This window comes from Acinetobacter bohemicus ANC 3994, assembly GCF_000367925.1.
GTDB classification, from domain to species: Bacteria; Pseudomonadota; Gammaproteobacteria; order Pseudomonadales; family Moraxellaceae; genus Acinetobacter; species Acinetobacter bohemicus.
In genome coordinates this window covers 340,698-363,652 of record NZ_KB849168.1, presented here as the reverse complement: position 1 = coordinate 363,652, position 22,955 = coordinate 340,698, and the positions used below count along the sequence as shown (strand labels likewise).

General features: G+C 41.5%; 23 protein-coding genes. 14 read left to right on the top strand and 9 right to left on the bottom strand.

Annotated elements, in window-relative coordinates; genetic code table 11:
• The first annotated feature begins 89 nt into the window (after positions 1-89).
• Together parC and F994_RS09430 are read left to right on the top strand one after the other, a co-directional pair.
• Complete coding sequence (gene parC / locus F994_RS09435) at positions 90-2,309, top strand: DNA topoisomerase IV subunit A (RefSeq protein ID WP_004650095.1); 2,220 nt, start codon at positions 90-92, stop codon at positions 2,307-2,309.
• A gap of 147 nt (positions 2,310-2,456) precedes the next feature.
• Positions 2,457-4,136: a long-chain-fatty-acid--CoA ligase gene (locus F994_RS09430; protein WP_004650094.1), complete on the top strand. Its 1,680-nt coding sequence runs from the start codon at positions 2,457-2,459 to the stop codon at positions 4,134-4,136.
• Positions 4,137-4,189: 53 nt separating this feature from the next.
• Here F994_RS09430 and F994_RS09425 read toward each other — a convergent pair whose 3' ends face one another.
• Positions 4,190-4,570 carry a hypothetical protein gene (locus F994_RS09425; RefSeq protein ID WP_004650092.1) on the bottom strand — a complete coding sequence of 127 codons (381 nt, stop codon included), beginning with the start codon at positions 4,568-4,570 and terminating at the stop codon, positions 4,190-4,192.
• Between the two features lie 106 nt (positions 4,571-4,676).
• On the opposite strand from F994_RS09425, the gene F994_RS09420 reads away from it, so the two are divergent.
• Together F994_RS09420 and ppa are read left to right on the top strand one after the other, a co-directional pair.
• Positions 4,677-5,075, top strand: a complete 399-nt coding sequence (locus F994_RS09420; RefSeq protein ID WP_004650091.1) for an MAPEG family protein — start codon at positions 4,677-4,679, stop codon at positions 5,073-5,075.
• Between the two features lie 126 nt (positions 5,076-5,201).
• Entirely contained in the window at positions 5,202-5,738 is a 537-nt protein-coding gene (gene ppa, locus F994_RS09415; RefSeq protein WP_004650090.1) for an inorganic diphosphatase, read from the top strand.
• 98 nt (positions 5,739-5,836) lie between these two features.
• Here the strand turns inward: ppa and F994_RS09410 are convergent, their stop codons facing one another.
• Positions 5,837-7,174 (bottom strand): OprD family outer membrane porin, encoded by a 1,338-nt coding sequence (locus F994_RS09410; RefSeq protein WP_004650089.1) that lies wholly within the window; start codon positions 7,172-7,174, stop codon positions 5,837-5,839.
• 581 nt (positions 7,175-7,755) lie between these two features.
• On the opposite strand from F994_RS09410, the gene F994_RS09405 reads away from it, so the two are divergent.
• Positions 7,756-8,532, top strand: coding sequence for a TorF family putative porin (locus tag F994_RS09405; RefSeq protein ID WP_004650087.1), 777 nt, complete (start codon positions 7,756-7,758; stop codon positions 8,530-8,532).
• A 451-nt stretch (positions 8,533-8,983) separates the two neighbouring features.
• Positions 8,984-9,730, top strand: a complete 747-nt coding sequence (locus F994_RS09400; RefSeq protein ID WP_004650086.1) for a TorF family putative porin — start codon at positions 8,984-8,986, stop codon at positions 9,728-9,730.
• Positions 9,731-9,870: 140 nt separating this feature from the next.
• Here the strand turns inward: F994_RS09400 and F994_RS09395 are convergent, their stop codons facing one another.
• From F994_RS09395 to F994_RS09385, 3 genes are all read right to left on the bottom strand, one after another.
• On the bottom strand, positions 9,871-10,377 hold the full coding sequence (locus F994_RS09395) for a GNAT family N-acetyltransferase (protein ID WP_004650085.1): 507 nt from the start codon (positions 10,375-10,377) through the stop codon (positions 9,871-9,873).
• A 6-nt stretch (positions 10,378-10,383) separates the two neighbouring features.
• The gene (locus F994_RS09390; RefSeq protein WP_004650084.1) at positions 10,384-11,871 is read right to left on the bottom strand and encodes a YifB family Mg chelatase-like AAA ATPase; all 1,488 of its coding nucleotides are present in this window, start codon (positions 11,869-11,871) and stop codon (positions 10,384-10,386) included.
• Positions 11,872-11,938: 67 nt separating this feature from the next.
• The gene (locus F994_RS09385) at positions 11,939-12,166 is read right to left on the bottom strand and encodes an accessory factor UbiK family protein (protein WP_004650083.1); all 228 of its coding nucleotides are present in this window, start codon (positions 12,164-12,166) and stop codon (positions 11,939-11,941) included.
• A gap of 277 nt (positions 12,167-12,443) precedes the next feature.
• Here F994_RS09385 and glnK point away from each other — a divergent pair, with 277 nt between their 5' ends.
• The 7 genes from glnK (at position 12,444) to F994_RS09350 (ending at position 18,592) form a co-directional block, all read left to right on the top strand.
• Entirely contained in the window at positions 12,444-12,782 is a 339-nt protein-coding gene (gene glnK, locus F994_RS09380; RefSeq protein ID WP_004650081.1) for a P-II family nitrogen regulator, read from the top strand.
• Between the two features lie 59 nt (positions 12,783-12,841).
• On the top strand, positions 12,842-14,248 hold the full coding sequence (locus F994_RS09375; protein WP_004650080.1) for an ammonium transporter: 1,407 nt from the start codon (positions 12,842-12,844) through the stop codon (positions 14,246-14,248).
• A 139-nt stretch (positions 14,249-14,387) separates the two neighbouring features.
• The gene (gene nrdR, locus F994_RS09370; protein ID WP_004650079.1) at positions 14,388-14,846 is read left to right on the top strand and encodes a transcriptional regulator NrdR; all 459 of its coding nucleotides are present in this window, start codon (positions 14,388-14,390) and stop codon (positions 14,844-14,846) included.
• Between the two features lie 12 nt (positions 14,847-14,858).
• Positions 14,859-15,959, top strand: coding sequence for a bifunctional diaminohydroxyphosphoribosylaminopyrimidine deaminase/5-amino-6-(5-phosphoribosylamino)uracil reductase RibD (gene ribD / locus F994_RS09365; RefSeq protein ID WP_004650078.1), 1,101 nt, complete (start codon positions 14,859-14,861; stop codon positions 15,957-15,959).
• The gene (locus F994_RS09360; protein WP_004650077.1) at positions 15,956-17,248 is read left to right on the top strand and encodes a DNA adenine methylase; all 1,293 of its coding nucleotides are present in this window, start codon (positions 15,956-15,958) and stop codon (positions 17,246-17,248) included. Before ribD ends, F994_RS09360 begins: the two co-directional genes overlap by 4 nt.
• A 27-nt stretch (positions 17,249-17,275) precedes the next feature.
• On the top strand, positions 17,276-17,935 hold the full coding sequence (locus F994_RS09355; RefSeq protein WP_004650075.1) for a riboflavin synthase: 660 nt from the start codon (positions 17,276-17,278) through the stop codon (positions 17,933-17,935).
• 111 nt (positions 17,936-18,046) lie between these two features.
• The gene (locus tag F994_RS09350; RefSeq protein WP_004650074.1) at positions 18,047-18,592 is read left to right on the top strand and encodes a VTT domain-containing protein; all 546 of its coding nucleotides are present in this window, start codon (positions 18,047-18,049) and stop codon (positions 18,590-18,592) included.
• A 265-nt stretch (positions 18,593-18,857) separates the two neighbouring features.
• Here F994_RS09350 and F994_RS09345 read toward each other — a convergent pair whose 3' ends face one another.
• The 4 genes from F994_RS09345 to F994_RS09330 all read right to left on the bottom strand — a co-directional run bounded on the left by F994_RS09345 (position 18,858) and on the right by F994_RS09330 (position 21,695).
• Positions 18,858-19,076 (bottom strand): hypothetical protein, encoded by a 219-nt coding sequence (locus F994_RS09345; RefSeq protein WP_004650073.1) that lies wholly within the window; start codon positions 19,074-19,076, stop codon positions 18,858-18,860.
• 109 nt (positions 19,077-19,185) lie between these two features.
• Positions 19,186-19,818, bottom strand: a complete 633-nt coding sequence (gene blhA / locus F994_RS09340; protein WP_004650072.1) for a cell division protein BlhA — start codon at positions 19,816-19,818, stop codon at positions 19,186-19,188.
• A gap of 28 nt (positions 19,819-19,846) precedes the next feature.
• Positions 19,847-20,254, bottom strand: a complete 408-nt coding sequence (locus F994_RS09335) for a DNA polymerase III subunit chi (RefSeq protein ID WP_004650071.1) — start codon at positions 20,252-20,254, stop codon at positions 19,847-19,849.
• A complete protein-coding gene (locus F994_RS09330) occupies positions 20,247-21,695 on the bottom strand; it encodes a leucyl aminopeptidase (RefSeq protein WP_004650070.1) in 1,449 nt (482 codons plus the stop codon). Before F994_RS09330 ends, F994_RS09335 begins: the two co-directional genes overlap by 8 nt.
• 159 nt (positions 21,696-21,854) lie before the next feature.
• Between F994_RS09330 and lptF the strand changes: the two genes are divergently transcribed.
• Complete coding sequence (gene lptF, locus F994_RS09325; protein ID WP_004650069.1) at positions 21,855-22,955, top strand: LPS export ABC transporter permease LptF; 1,101 nt, start codon at positions 21,855-21,857, stop codon at positions 22,953-22,955.

The window sequence follows — 22,955 nt, the reverse complement described above, 5'->3', positions numbered from 1 at the left end:
TATGGGAGACTCCCCTTGTGCAGACTACAGCTGCGACTTAGCATAACAACGTAGATACAAAAACGAATTAATTAGGATTTCACGCTTTTATGACCAGCCTTGTGCATCAAGCCACAGAAAATCGTTCCGTAGCAGAATTTACCGAACAAGCTTATCTCAACTATGCCATGTACGTGATTATGGATCGTGCATTGCCGCATATTAGCGATGGTTTAAAACCGGTGCAGCGTCGTATTGTGTATGCGATGAGTGAGTTAGGCTTAAAGCATAGCGGTAAGCCAAAAAAATCTGCCCGTACGGTGGGTGATGTGCTGGGGAAATATCATCCGCATGGTGATTCTGCCTGTTATGAAGCCATGGTGCTGATGGCACAGCCCTTTAGTTATCGCTATCCTTTTATTGAAGGTCAGGGCAACTGGGGTTCACCGGATGATCCGAAATCCTTTGCCGCAATGCGTTATACCGAAGCTAAACTGTCACTCTATAGTGAAGTGCTGTTGTCGGAACTGGGTCAAGGCACTTGCGATTGGCAGGACAACTTTGATGGTTCCATGAAAGAACCGGTCAATTTACCTGCGCGTGTACCGAATATTTTGCTTAATGGGACAACCGGGATAGCCGTGGGCATGGCAACGGATATTCCACCGCATAATTTGCGTGAAGTTGTTAAAGGCACCATCGCTTTAATCCGCAACCCCAATTTAAGCGATGAAAAAGTAGCAGAATATATTCCTGCGCCAGATTTACCGACCAAAGCTGAAATTATTACTCCGCCTGAAGAACTACTTAAAATTCAAACCACCGGGCGGGGTAGTTATCGCATGCGTGCGATTTATACCATTGAAAAAAATGAAATCGTGATTACGGAATTGCCGTATCAAGTTTCAGGTTCAAAAATCATCACGCAAATTGCCGACCAAATGCAGGCCAAAAAATTGCCTTTGGTCAGTGATGTTCGAGACGAATCCGATCATAAAAATCCGACCCGTTTAGTGATTGTGTTGCGTTCAAATCGTATTGATGCAGAAGGGGTAATGAGTCACCTATTTGCAACCACGGATTTAGAATCCAGCTATCGTGTCAATATGAACATGATTGGTGCCGATGCACGTCCACAAGTTAAATCGATTCGTCGAATTTTATTGGAATGGATTGAAATTCGTAAGCATACCGTGACCCGTCGTCTACAGTATCATCTGAATAAAATTGAAAAACGCCTGCATATCTTGGCGGGATTGCTGATTGCTTATTTGGATTTAGATACCGTGATTCGGATTATTCGTGAAGAAGATCATCCGAAAGCAGAACTGATTGCCCATTTCGGCATTGATGACATTCAAGCTGAAGCCATTTTAGAACTGAAGTTACGTCATTTGGCGAAACTTGAAGAAATGGAAATTCGCCGTGAACAAGAAGAATTAGAAGCGCGTGCTGCCATTATTCGTGAACAATTGGCCAATCCAGAATCCTTAAAGAATTTAATCATCACTGAATTGAAGGATGATGCGAAAAAATTTGGCGATGATCGTCGTTCGCCCATCGTTCAGCGTTCAGAAGCGCAAGCCATCAATGAACAAGACATGTTGCCTGCTGATCCAGTGACAGTGGTTTTGTCAGAAGCCGGTTGGATTCGTTCTGCTAAAGGGCATGATATTGATGCTGAAAACCTAAACTTCCGTGCCGGCGATCAATATTTAAGTCATGCACAAGGTAAGTCCAATCAACGGGTATATGTACTGGATGAAACGGGGCGTAGTTATGCATTGGCGATTGCAAGTTTGCCATCGGCCCGTGGTTTGGGTGAGCCATTAAGTTCCAAACTTGCCCCTGCAAATGGCATTGCTTTTATTCAAGTGCTGATTACAGAGGATGAGCGTGAAGTCATTGCTGTTAGCTCGAAAGGTTATGGTTTTAAATCGAATGCGAAACAACTCGATACCAGTGCCAAAGCGGGTAAAGCATTTTTAACTGTAGCGGATGATGCCAAAGCTTTACCGTTACAAACAGTCGATGCACATACGCATTTGGCGATGCTGAGTACCGCGGGTCGTTTATTGGTGATTGATTTGTCAGAATTGCCAATCCTGAACAAGGGTAAAGGAAATAAATTGATACAACTTGAAGGCAAAGAACAAATTTTGTCCATGACATTAATTTCTTTAAATGAAATAATTCAAGTGGTTGCGGGGCAGCAACAATTAAAATTAAAAGGTGATGATCTTCAAAAATATATTGGTAAAAGAGCCACTAAAGGTCAACTCTTACCACGAGGATATCAAAAAGCAAATAAACTGTTCATTCAAAGATAAAACTAGCATCCATTGATCAAAATACGTTATATATGATTGGTATTCGTGTAAATGGATGTCATGTTATGCATAAACAAGTTAAATAATGACGCATAACATTGAAAAAATAGTTGAAACTAAGGATTATAGATTGGAGATTAGGGCATTATGGAAAAGATTTGGTTTGCTGAATACCAAAAAACAGGGATTCCTGAAACTGTAGAATTGCCAGCAGAAAATACCTCACTTAACGATGTTTTTGAACGTAATTTTCAAAAATTTGGTTCACGTGATGCTTTTATCTTTATGGATAAAGCCTTAACTTTTGATGAATTAGAAGAAGCAAGTCGTAAATTTGCAACCTATTTACAAAGTTTAGGCTTGGCAAAAGGTTCCCGCGTTGCCGTCATGATGCCTAACGTTCTTCAATATCCAGTGGTTGCACTTGGGGTTTTCCGTGCAGGTTTGGTGTTGGTGAATGTGAATCCACTGTATACCTCACGTGAACTTGAACATCAATTAAATGATTCTGGTGCTGAAGCATTGGTGATCATTGAAAACTTTGCCACTGTTTATCAAGCCATTATTGGTAAAACACCTGTGAAGCACGTCATTGTTGCTTCTGTCGGTGATATGTTGGGTACGCTCAAAGGCACATTGGTTAACTTTGTGTTGCGTTCAGTGCGTAAGCAAATCCCAGCTTGGAATATTCCAGGTCATATCCGTTTTAACGCGGCGATGTCTAAAGTCAGTGCCAGCAATTACAAACGTCCAAACTTAACTTTAAGTGATACCGCTGTACTTCAATATACTGGTGGTACTACAGGTGTTTCTAAAGGTGCAGAACTGACGCATCGCAACCTTGTTGCCAATATGTTGCAGTGTGATGGTATTTTCCAAAGTAAATTTGGCGCACAAGACGGCGCTAAAGATGACCGTATTTTCTGTGCATTACCGCTGTATCACATTTTTGCCTTCATGGTTTGTGCCATGTACGGTATGTATAAAGGTCAAGCCAACGTGCTCATTCCAAACCCACGTGACTTACCTGGGGTGATGAAAGAACTGCGTAAATATCAACCTTCATTCTTCCCAGCAGTAAACACTTTGTTTAATGCACTGGTAAATAATGAAGAGTTTAAACAACTTGACCATAGCAAACTTAAAATGGCGATGGGCGGTGGTATGGCGGTTCTTCCTTCTACAGCAGAAGCGTGGAAGAAAATCACAGGCACCAATATTATTGAAGGTTATGGTTTATCTGAAACCTCACCTGTTGCAACAGCAAACCCACCAACATCGACTGAATTCAGCGGCACCATTGGTATTCCATTACCATTGACTGAAGTTGCGATTTTAGATGATGAAGGCAATAATGTTGCATTAGGCGAACAAGGTGAAATCTCGATTCGTGGTCCACAAGTCATGAAAGGCTATTGGAACCGTCCAGATGAAACTGAAAAAGTGATGACGACTGATGGTTTCTTCCGTACGGGTGATATTGGTATCATGGACAGCCGCGGATACATTAAAATTGTCGACCGTAAAAAAGACATGATTTTGGTTTCTGGCTTTAATGTATATCCATCTGAAATTGAAGAAGTGATTTCAACACATCCAAAAGTATTGGAAGTGGCAGCAATTGGTGTTCCTGATGAAAAATCAGGTGAAGTGCCTAAGCTTTTTGTAGTGAAAAAAGATCCGTCTTTAACGACAGAAGAAGTGCTTGCTTTTGCTAAAGAAAACTTAACAGGCTATAAACGTCCTCGTTATGTTGAATTTATGGACGAATTACCAAAATCGAACGTAGGTAAAATTTTACGTAAAGATTTGCGTAAAACGGCATAAGTTAGCCATAAAAAAAGCGCCGTTTGCGGCGCTTTTTTTATGCTTTTTAAAAATCAATCTTTCATCAACCAGCGATCAATATACGGGCGTCCAAGGCCAAAAATACCGACAAAGGTAAACATGGTGCCAAACTGGCGGCTAAAACTGGGCAAACGAAATGCACCATAGCTCAGATAATTATCAATCAAGCAATACACCAAAATCGCGGTGAGCCAATACCATAAGTTTTGACGCTTAATGCTGACCATCCAGAAGGCAATAATTAAAATGATTAGTGTGCCGATGGGTGATGCAATATTCATATTGGCACATATGGTTGCGATTAAGAACGCCACGATTGGCAACACGATTTTCAGTACACGATCCACTTGACGTTGATGCTGTTGCTGTTTTTCAAGTACATCGAACATTTCTTGTTGATCAGGGTTGACCATAATGGATCCTTATTGCGCATTGATAAAAACATTATAATTTAACAAAAATTATTGTTGAAACACCATGCTATGATATGCAGCAGAAAATCGTAATGAGAAAAATGAGATGCAAAGCATAAGTGGAATAATTTATCTCATCTTAATTGCATGTTTATTGCCTTATGTTTTTACCATAATTGCAAAAAAAGCGGCAGGCTTTAAAGCACGAGATAACCAAAACCCACGAGAATTTTTGGGTAAAACCACGGGCTTGGCAGCGCGTGCCCATGCGGTACAGCAAAATAGTTTTGAAAGTTTACCTTTATTTATTGCTGCGATTTTAATGGCAGAATATATGGTGGTGCAGCAAACGGTGATTATGACCTTTGGCATGGCCTATATTGTATTTCGGATTATGTATGGCATTTGCTATTTAGCCAATTGGGCAACATTACGCTCAATCGTTTGGTTATTGTCTTTGCTTTGCCCCATTTGTTTATTAATTTTGGTGATTAAATTAACTTAAAGTCGCTGCATTTATGCAAATACATATTTGCGCGTAGCAGATGTATAATCACGAAGTTATTTAATTCTCAAAAACCGTTATAATCGTGCGGTTTAAATAAGATTTAACTTGTTAAAGAGTGATGCTATGAGCTACAGCAATATCCCAGCGGGTAAAGATGCACCAAACGACATCTATGTCATTATTGAAATTCCTGCAAATGCAGCACCAATCAAATATGAAATTGATAAAGATTCAGATGCTTTATTTGTAGACCGTTTTATGGGTACAGCAATGTTCTACCCAGCGAACTATGGTTATGTGCCAAACACATTGTCTCTTGATGGTGACCCATTAGACGTGCTTGTTGTGACTCCACATCCAGTTGAACCGGGTTCAGTCATTCGTTGCCGTCCTGTGGGCAAATTGAACATGGAAGATGATGGCGGTATCGATGCGAAATTGGTCGCTGTTCCACACGACAAATTAACCCCGATTTATAAAGATGTTCAGGAATATACCGATCTTCCACCATTGTTGATCAGCCAAATCGAACATTTTTTCCAACACTATAAAGATCTTGAGCCAGGCAAATGGGTTAAGCTCAGTGGTTGGGAGGGGGCTGATGTTGCGAAACAAGAAGTGCTTAGCTCAATTGCAGCTTATGCAGAAGCAAACAAATAATTGCTTTTTATCATCTAGGTTTTAAATTTTTTAAAGCTTGGAACAAAAAAACCTGCACAATGTGCAGGTTTTTTTTGATATTCGAAAATTAATCTGAATTAGAAGAATTTCACAGGGATATCAAGCCAGATACGCCATTCATTGGTATCACCAATGTATGCAGCTTGGTAAGCATCGCTTGCACGGTAATATGAGTGACGAAGACGTAAGCTCGCATCTTTGGCAAAACCAGATTGGACTGTGTATTTCACCTGATTAAAGAATTCACGTTCAGTTGCATTATCCGCCACTAATTGAGCACGATCAACTTGGCCTGCAACATCAATATCCCAACCATAAACAAAGGCAGTCGTCCATGATAAGCCCGGAACATTCATACCTGCAAAGTTGTAGGTATATTGAAGTTGTGCTGATTTTTCATCATTACCAACGAAGTCTGAAAGGTAAGAGTTAGCCAAATACATGGTTTGATGACCATCAGCAACGCCTTGACCTAATCCATAGTCATAACCCGTATTGCCAGTATTTTGCTGGTAAGCTACCATGACATTGTGGTTGCCCGTGTTATAGGTACTAGAAAGTGACCAAATATTATTGCTTAAGTTATTGAGATCATTGGTTGTGTGTGAGTATGTATACGCACCACCGCCAGTCTTTGCATCCCACTCAGTATGATAGCCGCTGAAATCATAAGTTAAAGAGCTATTATTTGCCAAAGCTTGTTTAAAGTTGGCATTGACATAATGACGTTCTAAACGATCTTGGATGTCAGCACCAAAATAAGAGGTATTTAGATTGTCATTGAATTGATACTTAGCGCCCCACACAACAGCGCGATCCAATTTATTCCCATCAGAATTGATTTGGTCTGAATATTGGTTTTTAGTGAATTTACCAGCTGTTAACTCTAGACCTTTAATTTCACGGCTAGTTGCTAACACACCTTCAAAGTATTCAGGTACTAAACGTACAGTGTTACTTGCAAGTACAGGTAGGTCGAGCACTTGAGTACCATAGCGAACTTCAGTATTTGAAATACGTGCTTTTACAATACCACCACCGCGTGTCCAATGGTCATAAGCATCAACATGACCATTTGCATCTTTTGCACCATCATTATGTAATGGGATCATGCCATTGCCAGCATGGTTGTTTTCGCCAATTTTAAAAGAAGCATCACCAATTGCACCTACACCAAAACCAATCACGCCTTTGGTATAGCCAGATTCCAATTTAACCATTGCAGTTTGAGCTGCTGAGCTTGTATCAGCATTGCCATTTTTTTTATCACGAGAAAGATAACCCGTGCGGAATAATACAGATCCTTCTGCATCTTCTACGAAACCTTTAGATTCACTTTGCTCACTGGCAAAGGCAGTAGAAATAAGAGCAGCTTGAATTAACACTGCTAAGGTCAGTTTTTGTGTTTTTTGCATTGGGAGAAAGCCTTATACAAAATAGGAGGAGGAAATTGAAAGAATTGTATACATAATGTATATCAGAAAAATCTTTTTTTTATTCATTTTATTTCATTAAAGTTATGCATTTTTTGAATATAAATTTGGCTGTTTTATAAAATAAAAATTGCCGATTTTTTTATTTTTTTAAATTATTATTTAAAACAATAATATATTTAAATTATGGGTGATTTTTTATGTAATTTTTTAAAAATCAGTCAACAAAATTTTGAGCTTGGTTGCTATTTTTAGGATCTAATACTTTAGTCGTATATGAATTTTTAGTGCTAAGTTATAGCCCTCTACTGAGGGGGGTATGACCTGTTGTGAAGTTTTAAATCGCGCTATATTTTTGATATTTAATGTAAAATTCATCTAATTTCTGCTCATTGAAAATAGATTTTTTCTGCATTTAAGCGCTTATTTTAGGTTAAAATTAAATCTAAAAAGAAGGGTTTTATTTGAAAATAAGTGATTTGAAATGATAAAAAAGCTTTAAAATCCACAGCTAAATTTGTCATCGAAAAAAGAATCTTCAGTGGATTCTATACAGGCCAGTAATGCATCAAAAATCACATAAAATTACGTTATTTTTACTGCTTAGCATGAGTGCAATGTCTGCATTTGCTGAGGAACAGACAATTTCAGCCACAGCGGGGCAGTTAACGGGTAGTTTTGCGGTGGTAAATAAATATATTTACCGTGGTGGGGTGGAAAATGATGATGTTGCGCTACAGATGGGTATTGAATATGCACATCACAATGGTGTTGCAGTAGGATACTGGGGATCAACATTGGATTATGATCCATCTGATGACAGTGAAACTAAAGATCATGGTTTTGAACATAACTTTTATTTGGCCTATGCTCAAAAGATCAACCAAAATTGGCACTATAAAGTTCAGACGACTGCTTATTATTATCAAGATGGCGGTACAGTTTATGCTGATAATGGTGATGCTCGTAAAACGACCGCACTCGATGTATTGGGTGAATTGGCTTATAAGGATTTAACTTTAGGCGCAGTGGTCATGCTGACCGATGTCTCTTTTGCCAATGCTGGGGATGTCTATTTAAATGCTAGATATCGTTATGCGTTAGCCCAAAACTTTATGTTGAATAGCTCGGTGGGTGCATCTATCTATAATAGCAGCCGCGATGACAGCATGATTTCAACCCAAAATAAGATTGCTTTTAATGAAGCTCGCATTGGGGTCAGTAAAGAAATTCCGAATACGGCTGTAACGGCATCTTTAGATTATATGGTTGGCGGTAAGGATCGTTTTGATACAAATTTTGACGATCAGGTGGTATTAGGTCTTAATTTTAATTTTTAAGCTGAAAAGCGTGAAGAATTTTTAAAGTGCATCGATTGTTTTAAATTTATGCACTTTTTTTAGGCATAATATAAAAATATGCTTAAAAAATAGCCTTAAAAAGAGGCATGATGTAAGTAAATATAAATCTTCATTGAAAGTGCGTTTGGGGGAAGTGTCGAACAGCCGAGCAAAGGGATTGAAGCAACGCGATTTTAGATAAAATACTTTATATGAAAAAAATTATAAAAATTTTACGTTGTTTTGAAAAAGTGAAATAGAAAATTTACGCATAAACGGCTGATACTGCCTGTCTTGATGATGGATTTAAAAGGTTTAAGCATGTACACATTTTACAACATTAGTTTTGCTCGCCAGAGAATTTTGCTCTCCAGTCTTTTTCATTTTAAAAAATTGGCATAGCAATTGCTAATACCAGTTGAGTCAATAAAAAATTGTTGGGGATGTTCAAATGCTTAAAAAATTATTGGTTGTTGCGACATTAACGGGTGTATCTGGCGCTGTATTTGCTGATGAGACACCTGCATTACCATTTGGTTTATCTGTGACTGGAACGGCTGCCTTAACCTCAGATTATCGTTTCCGTGGAGTGACACAAACATTTAATGATCCAGCTGTGCAGGCAGGTTTTGTATTGTCACATGAGTCAGGTGCATATGCGGGCGTATGGGGTTCAAATGTCGATTTTGGCGGTACAGCGCATATTGAACTTGACCCTTATATTGGTTATGCAACAACGCTAGACAGCTTTGCCAATAAACCTGTATTAGATGTGGGTTTATGGTATTACGCTTACCCAAGTGAAAGTGATTTAAACTGGTTAGAGTTGTACGGTAAATTGACCTTCAAAGATGTGTTGGTGCAAGGTGCAAGTTTGTTAACCGCAGTCAACTATACCAATGACTATGCGGGTAAAGATGAAAATAGTTGGAATGTGAATGCAACTTATTCTGTGCCTTTTGGTACAACGGGTTTTGGTGGTGTTGCTGCATTAGGCTATACACAGGCTGATAAATATGATTTTGGTGGTGGTGATGATCATTACGTGGATTGGAAAGCGGGTGTAACTTATTCATTTGCTTCTGTTAGTGGTCTAACTGCTGAATTGGCTGCGATAGGTACGGATATTGATGCTATTACTGTAACCGAGCGTGGCGTAGAAACAGGTGCCGTCTTCACATTAACCAAAGCATTTTAATTTTTGAAACTTTAACTTAAATTTCAAATAGAAAAGAACCTCTAAAGCCATGCTCTAGAGGTTCTTTTTATTGAGATGATTGAGGGACTGCTGACATTCCATCCCGCTGTATTAAAAATAAAGCATTGCTTTATTTTTGCTCATGTTGCAGAAAAAGCAGCATGATAGGTTACAGTGCCTTGTGGAAATTTTCCATCGAAACTCAATGCTTGAAAGTACTCCGCTGGGACATCTTCTAAAATAAGGTTGTTGATGGGCTGAAAACCAAATTGCGCATAAAAATGGGGATCACCTAAAACAACACAACCTGCTGCACCCATGGCTTCCAATTGCTTTAATGCCGCTTGCATCAGTGCTGAACCCATGCCGTGGTGTTGCCATTCTGGCGAAACGGCAATAGGACCTAAGCCAAACCAACCGTCGACACCTGAAGAAATGCTGACCGGAGAAATCGCAATATGTCCCACAACGTCTTGATTTAAAACAGCCACCAATGAAATAGTCAGTTGCTGTGCATCACGTAAAGCATGAACAATAAATTGCTCGGCATGGCTGGAATATTGCTGATCTTTAAAGGCTTGTTCAATCACATGTGAAATTGCAGCATGATCAGCCAGGCTTTCATTACGGATGATTAAATTTTGCATCAATGCTTAACCCTGTTGTGCTCGGTAAGACAAAGCTTCGGTTAAATGTTGGCTTTGAATCTCCGTATGTTGTGATAAATCGGCAATACTTCGTGCCACACGTAAAACGCGATGATAGGCACGCGCAGATAAGTTTAGGCGCTGCTGTGCCATTTCCATAATACGCTGGGTTTGGGAATCTAGCGGTGCAAACTGTTCCAGTTGTTTTGGAGTTAAAGCATGATTGAGACATTGTTGCCGTTGTATTTGCTGTTCATAGGCTTGAATCACGCGTTCACGCACAGTCAGGGAGTTTTCTACGGGAGCTGTATCTTGCAGTTCATGCGCTTGCAATGGTGGCACATCCAAATGTAGGTCTATACGATCCAGTAATGGCCCTGAAATACGGTTCTGATAGCGTTTAATGGCATCTGCCGAACATTGACAACGGGTATCTTGATTAAAAGCATAACCACAAGGACAGGGGTTCATGGCGGCAATCAGTTGAAAATTTGCGGGGAAGGTCATTTGCCGTGAGGCACGAGAAATCACAATTTCTTTCGACTCTAAGGGTTGTCTTAACACTTCTAAAACTTTGCGATCAAATTCGGGCAATTCATCTAAAAATAAAACGCCTAAATGTGCCAAAGTAATTTCACCGGGTTTCGGATGTGAACCACCACCGACAAGAGCAATCGCAGAAGCGGTATGATGTGGTGCACGAAAAGGGCGCTGTCCAAAAGAGTGCGCAGCATTGGCAACCGAATAAATACGTGCGACTTCTAAATTTTCCTGCATATTTAAGGGCGGTAAAATACTGGCCAGACGGGAAGCTAAAAGGGTTTTTCCTGTGCCCGGCGGTCCTTTAAACAATAAAGAATGTCCACCTGCTGCGGCAATTTCTAAAGCACGCCGTGGGCGCAGTTGACCTTTGACATCGGCTAAATCAAATTTGTATTGATCCACTGTCGTTGTCGTCTGTGGTTGATATTGCGCAATCGGTTGTTGCTTGGATAAATGCTCACAGACATCTTTTAAATGCTGGGCTGCGAAAACTTCAAACTGCGGTAATTGTGAGGCTTCTGGCGCATTTTGTTCAGGCAAAATCAGTTGATGCCCAGATTGCTGGCAAGCAATGGCAATGCTTAAAATCCCTGTAATTGGGCGAAGTTGACCATCCAAAGCCAGTTCACCAATAAATTCCAATTGATCTGTGGCATGTTCAGGAATTTGTCCTGATGCCATCAGAATGCCTAAAGCGATGGGCAAATCGAGACGTGAACCATCTTTGGGTAAGTCCGCAGGGGCTAAATTGATGGTGAGGCGTTTGGTTGGAAATTGAAACCCACTATTAATAATGGCAGAACGCACTCGGTCTTTACTTTCACGTACTGCGGCTTCCGCCAGCCCAACAATGGTTAAAGAGGGTAAACCTTGGCTGACGTGAACTTCGACCTCAATGAGGGGTGCATGAAGCCCAAGTAGGCCTCGCGTATAAATTTTAGCAAAAGACATTTTTGTTGTTCCATTATAGTGCGTTATTTTTAATCGTTTTGTGTCTTTTAATGCACTAAGAAAGTGCTTATTTATTATTCTTGATTTTGATTTCTAAAGCTTCAACCTGTTTAAGCAGTTCGTTTAACCGGATGTTGGTGTTATTGAGTGCAGTACGTTGACGCTCAAGTTCATCTTTAGACACTAAATCCATCTTGGCAACAGCTTCACTGAGTAAGGCACGTAAATTATGCTCAAGGTCTTTTTTAGGTTGCTCGATTTGTTCCATGATTGCTTGTAATAAAGTTTCGATCATTGTTGATTCCCTAACGATGGAGAGGTGGTTGCAGTGTAGCATTGCTCAAACCTAGACCATAGCCCCAGCGATAAGATATGGCTTTGTTCGATAAGTAAAATTGTCAATTTTATAGTAAAAATGTTGAGTTTTTAAAAATCGGACTACGCTTAAAAGTATAAAATAGGTTATAAAGAAAACTTGTGCTGAAAGTTTTTATTTCCCCCAACCTAAAAATTTTTGGCACGAAATTTGAACATAAAACCTTACTGGTGAAAGAAGCCGAAGGAAAACCAACATGAAGCTCGTAACTGCAATTGTAAAACCCTTTAAATTAGATGACGTGCGTGAAGCACTTTCTGAAATTGGTGTTCAAGGGATCACTGTAACTGAAGTCAAAGGCTTTGGTCGTCAAAAAGGTCATACTGAACTTTATCGTGGCGCTGAATATGTCGTTGATTTTTTACCTAAAGTAAAAATTGAAATCGCGATTAGCGATGAAATGGTGGATTCAGTGATTGAATCGATTACACGTGTTGCAAGCACAGGTAAAATTGGTGACGGTAAAATTTTCGTGACTAACTTAGAACAAGTCATCCGTATTCGTACCGGTGAAACAGGTGCAGACGCTGTTTAATTTGGCACGAAGTTTGCTGAGTACCTAATAACTCAAAAAAACTAGGTTGGGGGATACGAATGAAAAAAATGCTATTGGCGCTTAGTTTATCTGGCGCACTTTTAGGGGGTTCTGTTGCATGGGCTGAAGAAGCTGTAACAGCACCCACTCCTTCTGAAAATGTTGCAGTCGTTGCAACGACTGATACATCATTAACGCATTCTGAATTGGCTGTGGCACCTGCTGCTCCAGCTGAAGCAATAGCAGCACCTGTAGAAGAAGAAGTAAAATTAGATACAGGTGATACGGCATGGATTTTAGTGTCTACAGCACTGGTTTTACTCATGACCATTCCGGGTTTAGCCTTGTTCTACGGCGGTATGGTGCGTAAGAAAAACGTATTAAGCACGATGGCACATAGCTTTGTTGCAGCCGCAGTCGTGAGTATTACTTGGGTTGTGATTGGTTATACTCTTGCCTTTGGTGAAGGCAATGCATTTATTGGTGGCTTAGATAAAATTATGTTATCAGGCATTACCACAGATGCACTCACCGGAACCATTCCAGAAATTCTGTTCGTTATTTTCCAAATGACGTTTGCCATTATTACTGTAGCCATCATTACCGGTTCGATTGCAGAACGGATGAAATTCAGTGCTTTTGTGGCGTTCATTACCATTTGGAGTGTTGTGGTCTACGCACCGATTACCCACTGGGTATGGGGTGGTGGCTGGTTAGCTAACGATGGTGCACTGGATTTTGCCGGTGGTACGGTGGTTCACATTAACTCAGGTATTGCGGGTTTGGTTGCGGCATACATGCTTGGCAAACGTATGGGCTTAGGCCGTGAATCTATGGCACCGCATAACTTGGCTTTAACTGTACTTGGTGCAAGTTTAGTTTGGGTGGGCTGGTTCGGATTTAACGGTGGTTCTGCACTGGGTGCCAACGGTTCGGCAGGTTATGCGCTCGTCGCAACTCAAGTTGCAGCAGCAGCGGCAGCGGTTGCCTGGTTAATTACTGAAAAATTAGTGCGTGGTAAAGCATCGGTACTCGGTGGTGCATCTGGCGCAGTGGCTGGTTTGGTGGTGATTACACCCGCAGCAGGTTTTGTCACTGTAGGTGGTGCATTGGCCATGGGTTTAATTGGTGGTGTGGTCTGCTTCTGGGGTATTACCGCGCTGAAACGTGCATTGAAAGCCGATGATTCTTTAGATGCTTTTGGTCTGCATGGCGTGGGTGGTATTGTCGGTGCGCTGTTAACAGCAGTCTTTGCCAGTGAATTCATCATGGGCGATAAAGTCCCTACAGATATGATGCATCAATTATGGGTACAAGCTGAAGGTATACTTGCAACGATTGCTTACTCGGCTGTGCTGACTTTCATTATCCTTAAAGTGATTGATTTGGTGATTGGTATCCGTGTTGCTGCTGATGACGAACGTATGGGTCTAGACTTAAGTCAACATGGCGAACGCGTCGAATAATAGTTCAACTGCATAATCAATATATTGTGTGAAACAGCCCGAAAGGGCTGTTTTTTTTCCATATCTTGCGTAAGGCTCTACAAAACGCAGAATTTTTGCTACACTCTAAATCCGATTTGATTTGTTCAATTAAACCGCTATGCATTGCCCATTTTGCAACGCCGCAGATAGTAAAGTGATTGATTCGCGTTTGGCTGCTGAAGGCTGTCAAATTCGTCGCCGTCGTGAATGTATCAGTTGCGGAGAACGCTTTACCACTTTTGAAACTTATGAAGTTGTTATGCCACGGGTGATTAAATCTGATGGCAAGAGTGAGCCTTTTGATGAAGCTAAAATGCGTCGTTCATTGATGCATGCGCTACAAAAACGACCCGTGACGCAAGAGCAAATCGAAACCGTACTCAGTGATATCCAATTACAAATTCGTCGCTTAGGCGAGCGTGATGTGAAGTCACGTACCATTGGTGAAATTGTCATGCAATCTTTGTTTGCACTGGATCATGTGGCGTATGTGCGTTTTGCTTCGGTGTATCAAGATTTCCAAGATGTAGAAGCCTTTCGCCGTCAAATTGAACAAATGCAACAACGTGAACATTAAAAGAGTTTCAAGATGTCTAAGTTAAGCCCAGATTCCATTCAGCAAGATCAAATGTGGATGCAATTTGCCTTAGCAGAAGCAGAGACCGCAATTTATCGAACACGACCCAATCCTGCGGTTGGCTGTGTGATTGTGAAACAGCATCAAATAGTTGGTCGTGGAGCAACAGCACCTGTAGGCGGTTCACATGCGGAAGTCTTTGCTTTAAAGCAAGCCGGTGATCAGGTGCAGGGTGCAACAGCTTATGTGACTTTAGAACCGTGTGCACATTATGGCCGTACACCACCCTGTGCGAACGGCTTGGTTGAGGCGGGCATTAGCCGCGTTGTGATTGCCTGTTCAGACCCAAATCCATTGGTGGCAGGTAAAGGTGTGCAAATCCTGAAAAATGCAGGGATTGAAGTTTTACAAGGTGTTTGTGAAGCGCAAGCTGCTGCACAAAATAGAGGTTTTCTGAAAGCGATTGCAACGGGCATGCCTTATGTACGCTTAAAAGTGGCTTCCAGTTTGGATGGTCGCACGGCCATGGCATCGGGTGAGTCGAAATGGATTACCGGTACTGAGGCACGACAAGATGTACAACATTGGCGCGCGATTTCTGGTGTGGTCATCACGGGTATTGAAACAGTATTAGCGGATGATTGTCAGCTCAATGTACGTCAGTTAGCGGGTATTGATATCAGCAGCATTGTTCAACCGAAACGCTTGGTGCTTGATCGTCAGGGGCGCTTACCGCTTAATGCAAAAATTTTAAATGTTCCTGAAACAGTGATGGTGATGGGACCATTCCGTCAGGAACTTGCCGATTTAGGCGTGTTACAATTTAGTGTACAGCCTTTAACAGACTTGCTACAGCGCTTAGCGACACAACATCACATTTATGATGTGTTGGTGGAAGCAGGGGCAACATTATCGACGGCCTTTTTACAAGCGCGGTTGGTGGATGAAATGATCAGCTATGTTGCACCGACCTTTTTAGGTCAAACGGCACGTGCGATGTTTAATGCGGAATTTAATCGTATGGCAGAGCAACTTCGATTTAAGCTCATAGACGTCACCCAATTGGGGAATGATGTGCGCTTAAGGTTAATCCCTTCTCAAGAGACAGTATGAATTCAGAGTCTTCGGTTTATCATAAACGTCGTCATTCAGCACGTACCACAGACGAATATCTTTTTAATCAGCTTGTTCCGTATTTAGGCAATAAGCGTCGTTTACTGCATCTGATTTTAGAAGCGCTTGAGAGCACGGGAACATTAAATAGTAAAAATGGTCGTGCGCCAATTTTTGCCGACTTTTTTGCAGGCTCAGGTGTGGTTTCACGTCTGGCACGTCAAAATGGTTATCGGGTGATTGCCAATGATTGGGAACCGTATAGCCATGCACTCAACAGTGCGATTTTATCTTGCACAGAAGCACCGGCATTTAAAGAATTGGGTGGCTATCAAAAAGCCATCGATTACTTAAACCGTTTGCCTGAAGTAAAAGGCTGGGTCACGCATAATCTGTGCCCACGGAATGATGAAGTTTATGATCCGACCCGTGACCGTTTGTTCTTTAAACGCCGCAACGGCATGCGGATTGATGCGATTCGTCAGCAGATTGCGACTTGGCAGGCGCAAGGGGCAATTGATGATGTCGAGATGAGTGCTTTGCTGGCACCATTACTTTACTCTGCCAGTTTTGTCAGTAATACCAGTGGTGTATTCAAAAGTTTCCATCATGGTTGGGGCGGTAAAACGCAAACGGCTTTAGAGCGGATTGAATCCTTACTTTGGCTGACGCCAAGTCGTTTTTGTGACATTGGTGAGCCGAAAAAACCTGCGGCAGAAATGTGGTGTGTCGATGCACAGCATTTAGCCAACCAAATGAGCAGTTTTGAAGTGGATGTGGCTTATCTTGATCCACCTTATAATCAACATGCCTATAGCAGTAACTATCATGTCTTGAATGCATTGACCTTATGGGATCAGGCTGATTTACCCAGTCCGGATACCAAAGGTTTTAAGAGCGGAATTGACCGAGCATGGCGTAAAGAGCGCCCAAGTCAGTACAATTCTTCTAAATATGCCAAAGAAGCTTATGAAAAATTGGTTGCCACCATTAATGCACGTTATATTCTGACCAGTTATTCGACCGATGGTAATATTGAAGCGGGCGACTTGCTGCAAGCAAATTTAAAACGTGGTCGGGTGACTTTACTCACGCAAGATGTGCCACGTTATCGTGTCAGTAAGCAGCGTCAGTCAGAGCGTGCGCGTGTGCTGGAGTTTATTGTGATTACCGATACCCATGCCAAATCAGGACCGCCATTACGCCAGCTTTTAGGTCAGTTGTATCATTTTGCAGAACTGGGTGGGGTCGATACCACCGGTGTGAGCACGCAATTGGCATTGTGGTAAAATAAATACAGAAATAGAGAGCAAATTATGTTTACAGGCATTATTGAAAGTCTAGGTAAAGTTGAGAGTTTACAAAGTGTAGGCGGTGATGTTCGTTTACGTATTGGCACCAACCTTGATATGTCTGATGTGCATTTGGGGGATTCGATTGCGACCAATGGTATTTGCCTTACCGTGATTGAATGGGGTGAAAACTGGTATGCGGCGGATGTGTCACGTGAAAGTTTAAACCGCACCACACTCGGCACTTGGAAAGTCGGGCAGCCTGTAAATGTTGAAAAAGCCATGTTGCCGACCACACGTTTTGGCGGACATATCGTCAGCGGTCATGTTGATGCTGTGGGTGAAATTACCGTCGTGCGTGAAGATGCACGGTCAATTTATTACGAAGTCACGGCACCTGCTGAAATTGCCAAATATTTAGCAGAAAAAGGTTCGGTGACTGTCGACGGGATTAGCCTGACCATTAACCACTTGCGTGGCAGTGTGATTAGCCTGAATCTGATTCCCCATACCGCAGATCGAACCAATATTGGCACGTGGAAAACCGGTGCTAAAGTCAATTTAGAAGTCGATGTGCTCGCTCGTTATATTGAACGTTTAATGCTGGGTGATAAAGCCGCTGAAACGAAAGAACAATCAAAACTCAGTATGGCATTTTTGGCAGAAAATGGCTTCTTGAAGTAAAACACCATAGAATAGAAAACAGTCTCATTGCAAAATTAGACTGTTTTTTTTGTTTTGATGCATGGTTTTGCATGTATATGCACTTCTTATGGCTAAAGTGGATAGGTAAAAATGCTTGATTTTTTAATGCATATTGAACAATGGTTGCCCACTTTGCTGGATCAGTATGGCCTTTGGATTTACGCCATTTTATTTCTGATTATCTTTGCCGAAACCAGTTCTGTCTTTATGTTTTTCTTACCTGGGGATAGCTTGCTGCTCGCGATTGGCGCACTCTGCTCAACCACAGCGGTGATCCATTTACACTATATGGGACTGTTGCTTTTTACGGCGGCTGTATTGGGTTATATCGTTAATTATTATACTGGTCGGGTTTTGGGCTTTAAATTTTTTCATGCCCATGCCAAGTTTTTAAAGCCTGAATATATTGCCAAGACCAACCATTATTTTAGCAAACATGGTGGAAAAACCATTTTGGTGGCACGTTTTGTACCTTTTGTCCGTTCCTTTGCACCGTTTGCTGCGGGTGCAGGGCACATGAATATCTTCAGTTTTATGCTGTATAACTTAGTAGGTGGTCTGATCTGGATCAGTTTGCTGTTAGGGCTGGGGTATGGTGTCGGGAATATGCTTGGATTTGCCGTAGATGTATTTTAAGGTTTAAAGTATTTTTGAACATAAAAAGCCCACCGTAGTAGTAATGCTATTCACTTAAGCATTTTTAAATCCTCCCCTTGCGAAACAGTGTTTCTCATCCTTTTTCAAAGGAGGGAGTTTCAAGAGTATAAAATTATTTTAGCTTCTTGATAGTTCCCCTCTTTTTCAAAGAGGGGTTAGGGGAGATTTTTAAATGAGTAATCATTGAATTACTCTTAACTGACTGGCATTACACCAGAGTGGACTCTTTTGATGGTATTGGTTTTTAGTGTTTGGTAATGGTGACGGCTGTACTGCCGACCCAAGAACCTAAAAGAGCTGGGCTAGACACAGAAAACTGTCCTTTTTTCGCCTCACGGGAAATATAAATTGAGAGTGAGTGAAAGTCGGCATGACTGATGAATAAATCTTGAGCAGATAGATGCCATTTTTCTCCCGAATTGAGTGCTGCAATTTGAGAGGAAATTTGGTTCAAAATATCCATTTTTATTCCTGAATGACACGCATTTGAAGCGTTAAGATATGACTATCTTGTGACATAAACATGTCATTCATATGACAATCCTAACATCAGGCCAAATAATCATCAGCACTTATGCTTTTGGCTTTTCCGTTGAAAAGTTAGAATTTTTTAAAATATATTCAATTTCTTCTTGGCTGGCCTGCTGTAGCTTGGCACGAAATACAGCGACGGTTTGCTCAATCAAGGTTTCAGCTTCTAACTCGAGACGTAATCGAACATTTTCCAGTTCCGATAGCATGGCCGTGTCGCTAATCGACGGCATGCCTTTGGCAAAATTCAATGCCGCACCTTCAGGGTTCTTATGATAACGCGCCGTATAGGTCTGAATTTCACGCTCTAAATTTTGTCGAATCAGGGACAGTGTTTGGGTTTGTTCAGCAAATTGTCGTGCTTCATCTGACTGTAAGGCTTGAGCATAGTCTGCTTGTGCAGCGCGTTTTTTGGCTAAAGATTGTTCTAGCGCACGTTGATGACGTAGACGGGCATCTTCAATCAATTGTGCCTTACGTTCTACATAAGCACGTTCTATTGTTTCAAAGGATTGTTGCTGTGCAAGCTCGTCTTTTTCCAACCATTTTTGAATATTGGTTTCAGGTTTGAGCACATTACAGACGCGGTGTAGGTCATCAATAAATGCCTGACGAACAGCCTCAGGTACGTCTAACCAGCGCTGTTTAAAATCTTGACCGACATTTAATGCCACCGCGTATCTCCTTAATTCGATTGATCAGCTATAGTTTAAAAGTTCGTGGCTCAATACCTAAGCGTCGGTATTGTTTAAATTTTTCACGACCCAGTTGTTTTGCCGATTCATTATTTTCGATGATTTCTATAATGTGACTAAATTTATCAATCTGTTCAAGCGCTTGATTGTTAAAATTAAACACGATCCAGTCTGATTGTTCCGGCAGCCGAGATGAAATACAAATTGTAGCCGATTGCTGATCAATGCCATGCGGCATGAAACTGCTGGGATCAAAACTCCACAATCGTTCATCAAGCTGCTGTTGTAAGTCTGCGTCTGTACAATATAACCAAATCCGTTCAGGCTGTTTCAGAATCTTACGGCACAAACGGCAAGTGCTTTCCACTTGCCGTTCGGGACTTTTTTCAAATAAGTAAAAGCTTACTTTAGCCATTGGACTGCGCACGATTGGCTAAAAATTGGAGCAATAATGGCACAGGACGACCAGTTGCACCTTTGGCTGCACCCGAGTTCCATGCAGTACCAGCAATATCTAAATGCGCCCAACGGTATTCACGCGTGAAGCGTTGTAAGAAGCAGGCTGCGGTAACTGAACCGGCTTTAGGGCCACCAATATTGGCAATATCAGCAAATGGAGAATCCAGTTGTTCTTGGTAATCGTCAATCACGGGCATGCGCCATACACGGTCAAATGAGGTTTGTCCCGCAGCATGAATTTCAGCAGCCAGTTCATCATCTGGGGTGAATAGACCCGTCAGCACTGAACCTAAGGCAACCACACATGCACCAGTTAAAGTGGCAATATCAATAACTAAAGCAGGGTTAAAGCGTTTGATATAAGTCAAGGTATCGCATAAAACCAAACGACCTTCTGCATCGGTATTTAAAATTTCGACCGTTTGACCGCTCATGGTTTTTACAATATCCCCCGGACGTGTTGCATGGCCTGAAGGCATATTTTCAGCGGCAGCAATGGCACCAACCACATGAATCGGCAGTTTTGCTTCACAGAGCGCACGCATGGTCCCTAACACAGATGCTGCACCACACATATCGTATTTCATTTCATCCATACCAGCGCCGGGTTTGAGTGAAATACCGCCAGTATCAAAGGTGACGCCTTTACCCACTAAGACTACAGGCGCTTGTTCGGTATGGGCTTTATATTCAAGGGTAATGACACGACCCGGACGATCTGACCCTTTGCTAACGGCAAGGAAGGCGTTCATGCCTAAATCGGCCATTTGTTGCTCATTAATTACGGTGACTTTGAGCAAGTCAGGGTATTGTGCAGCGAGCGCTTGTGCTTGTTCGGCTAAATATTCAGGGAAGCAAATATTCCCCGGGCGATTGCCTAAATCACGCGCCCAGTTTTGACCCGATTGTACGGCATGAATCAAGTTGAGTTGTTGTGGATTCAAGGTACTGTTGTTTGAAATCAGATGAATATTTTCCAGTATGAATTCATTTTTTTTCGATTTGTATTCATCAAAAGCATACGCGGCTTGGGTTAAAGCCAAGGCAAATAAATAATGTTGCTCTATTGCTAATGCAGAAATATCAATACTGATCTGTTTGAATTTTTTTTGTGACGTTTTGATAATGCTTTGCGCAATTTTTGCTAATTTATTGGCTTGCAGATCCGCAGCTTTATCTATGCCGATAAGTACAGTATTACTACATACCGCCACTTTCCCGATGAGTGGTAAGCTTTCGGTTAAACTGGCTTTAAATTGGGCTGCTTCAACTAAAGCGCTTAAATTATTGATTTCATAAGAAGTAGCTGCCTTTTGTAGCTGTTCAGAATCGACTAATATCAACAAATATGGGCTAGACGCATTCTCTTGGAATGACGTATTAATTGTTAGTTTCATGTTCTGTATTCATGCCTTTGAATGTTTGCAAACCATTAAACCATTGAAACATTTCTATGAATAGAGTTTCAATGCGCAACTACAGTATAGGTTTTATATTTTCAGCATTCGGGTAAACTAAGCCTAGTTTTTATTTGCCTCTTTTTTGGAAGAATTAATTTGATTATTCGGAGTTATTTGGTCAAGCAAGTGGTGTCTACATCCTTGGTTGTGATTGCCTTATTGACCTTAATCATGATGGGTGGTCGACTGATCAAGTACTTTGGTGTTGCGGCACAAGGTCGTTTAGATGTCAGTATTCTATTCAGTATTATTGGTTATCGATTGCCAGAATTTCTGACTTTAATTCTTCCATTGGGCTTCTTTATTGGCTTGGTACTGGTGTTTGGTCGTTTGTATGTTGACCATGAAATGGCGGTGCTTAATGGCAGTGGAATCAGTCGGCATCGCTTGGGTCGTTTACTGATACCGTTGACTGTGGTTTTTCTTGCCGTGCAATCGGTGCTCATGATTTGGATATCGCCTTGGGGGCTGCGTCAGTTTGAAGAATTGACCACCAATCAAGCAGTGCGAACGGGCTTTGATTTAGTCCGCCCGAAAGAGTTTATTTCATCGGGGCCCTATACCATTTATGCGGGGGACTTGTCTGAAGATCGTCGTAATTTAAAAGATGTCTTTTTCTATCAACGTGCGGCAAAGCCAGATAAACCTGATGTGATGATTTTGGCGAAGGAAGCAACTCGTGTTGAAGTTGCCAATGAAACCGCCAGTATTGTCGATTTGGTCGAAGGTCGTCGTTACGAAATTTTCCCCGGCAAAGCGAAATATAGCCAAGCAGAATTTCAATCCTATCGTTTACGTTTAGAAAGTGACACAGAAGCTAAATTTGAAAGTGCCGAAGTGGAAGCATTACCTATTGCTAAGCTTTGGACGAATCGTGCTGATCCTGTTGTTGCCAGTGAATTGGGCTGGCGGATCTTCGTTCCATTCTCCATTATCGTGGCTTTAGCCTTAGCGATTGCACTTTCAGAAGTCAGTCCACGCCAAGGTCGTTATTTAAAACTCTTTCCTGCTTTGCTCATTTTTGCCAGTTTGATTGTGGCACTGATGGCGGTGAAAACGCGGGTCAGTAAAGATGAAATGGGCATAGAGGCATATCCGTTGGTCTTGGTGGTATATGGTGTTGCTGCGGCATTATTTTCACGCAAACAAAAGCTTGCCCCTAAAATTAAGAAACGCATTCAGCAGGTGAGGTCTTAA

What these genes read in the sequence shown, in the direction of transcription:
- parC (WP_004650095.1), top strand. Translation starts at nt 90, where the DNA reads ATGACCAGCCTTGTGCATCAAGCCACAGAAAATCGTTCCGTAGCAGAA.
- F994_RS09430 (WP_004650094.1), top strand. Translation starts at nt 2,457, where the DNA reads ATGGAAAAGATTTGGTTTGCTGAATACCAAAAAACAGGGATTCCTGAA.
- F994_RS09425 (WP_004650092.1), bottom strand. Translation starts at nt 4,570, where the DNA reads ATGGTCAACCCTGATCAACAAGAAATGTTCGATGTACTTGAAAAACAG.
- F994_RS09420 (WP_004650091.1), top strand. Translation starts at nt 4,677, where the DNA reads ATGCAAAGCATAAGTGGAATAATTTATCTCATCTTAATTGCATGTTTA.
- ppa (WP_004650090.1), top strand. Translation starts at nt 5,202, where the DNA reads ATGAGCTACAGCAATATCCCAGCGGGTAAAGATGCACCAAACGACATC.
- F994_RS09410 (WP_004650089.1), bottom strand. Translation starts at nt 7,174, where the DNA reads ATGCAAAAAACACAAAAACTGACCTTAGCAGTGTTAATTCAAGCTGCT.
- F994_RS09405 (WP_004650087.1), top strand. Translation starts at nt 7,756, where the DNA reads ATGCATCAAAAATCACATAAAATTACGTTATTTTTACTGCTTAGCATG.
- F994_RS09400 (WP_004650086.1), top strand. Translation starts at nt 8,984, where the DNA reads ATGCTTAAAAAATTATTGGTTGTTGCGACATTAACGGGTGTATCTGGC.
- F994_RS09395 (WP_004650085.1), bottom strand. Translation starts at nt 10,377, where the DNA reads ATGCAAAATTTAATCATCCGTAATGAAAGCCTGGCTGATCATGCTGCA.
- F994_RS09390 (WP_004650084.1), bottom strand. Translation starts at nt 11,871, where the DNA reads ATGTCTTTTGCTAAAATTTATACGCGAGGCCTACTTGGGCTTCATGCA.
- F994_RS09385 (WP_004650083.1), bottom strand. Translation starts at nt 12,166, where the DNA reads ATGATCGAAACTTTATTACAAGCAATCATGGAACAAATCGAGCAACCT.
- glnK (WP_004650081.1), top strand. Translation starts at nt 12,444, where the DNA reads ATGAAGCTCGTAACTGCAATTGTAAAACCCTTTAAATTAGATGACGTG.
- F994_RS09375 (WP_004650080.1), top strand. Translation starts at nt 12,842, where the DNA reads ATGAAAAAAATGCTATTGGCGCTTAGTTTATCTGGCGCACTTTTAGGG.
- nrdR (WP_004650079.1), top strand. Translation starts at nt 14,388, where the DNA reads ATGCATTGCCCATTTTGCAACGCCGCAGATAGTAAAGTGATTGATTCG.
- ribD (WP_004650078.1), top strand. Translation starts at nt 14,859, where the DNA reads ATGTCTAAGTTAAGCCCAGATTCCATTCAGCAAGATCAAATGTGGATG.
- F994_RS09360 (WP_004650077.1), top strand. Translation starts at nt 15,956, where the DNA reads ATGAATTCAGAGTCTTCGGTTTATCATAAACGTCGTCATTCAGCACGT.
- F994_RS09355 (WP_004650075.1), top strand. Translation starts at nt 17,276, where the DNA reads ATGTTTACAGGCATTATTGAAAGTCTAGGTAAAGTTGAGAGTTTACAA.
- F994_RS09350 (WP_004650074.1), top strand. Translation starts at nt 18,047, where the DNA reads ATGCTTGATTTTTTAATGCATATTGAACAATGGTTGCCCACTTTGCTG.
- F994_RS09345 (WP_004650073.1), bottom strand. Translation starts at nt 19,076, where the DNA reads ATGGATATTTTGAACCAAATTTCCTCTCAAATTGCAGCACTCAATTCG.
- F994_RS09335 (WP_004650071.1), bottom strand. Translation starts at nt 20,254, where the DNA reads ATGGCTAAAGTAAGCTTTTACTTATTTGAAAAAAGTCCCGAACGGCAA.
- F994_RS09330 (WP_004650070.1), bottom strand. Translation starts at nt 21,695, where the DNA reads ATGAAACTAACAATTAATACGTCATTCCAAGAGAATGCGTCTAGCCCA.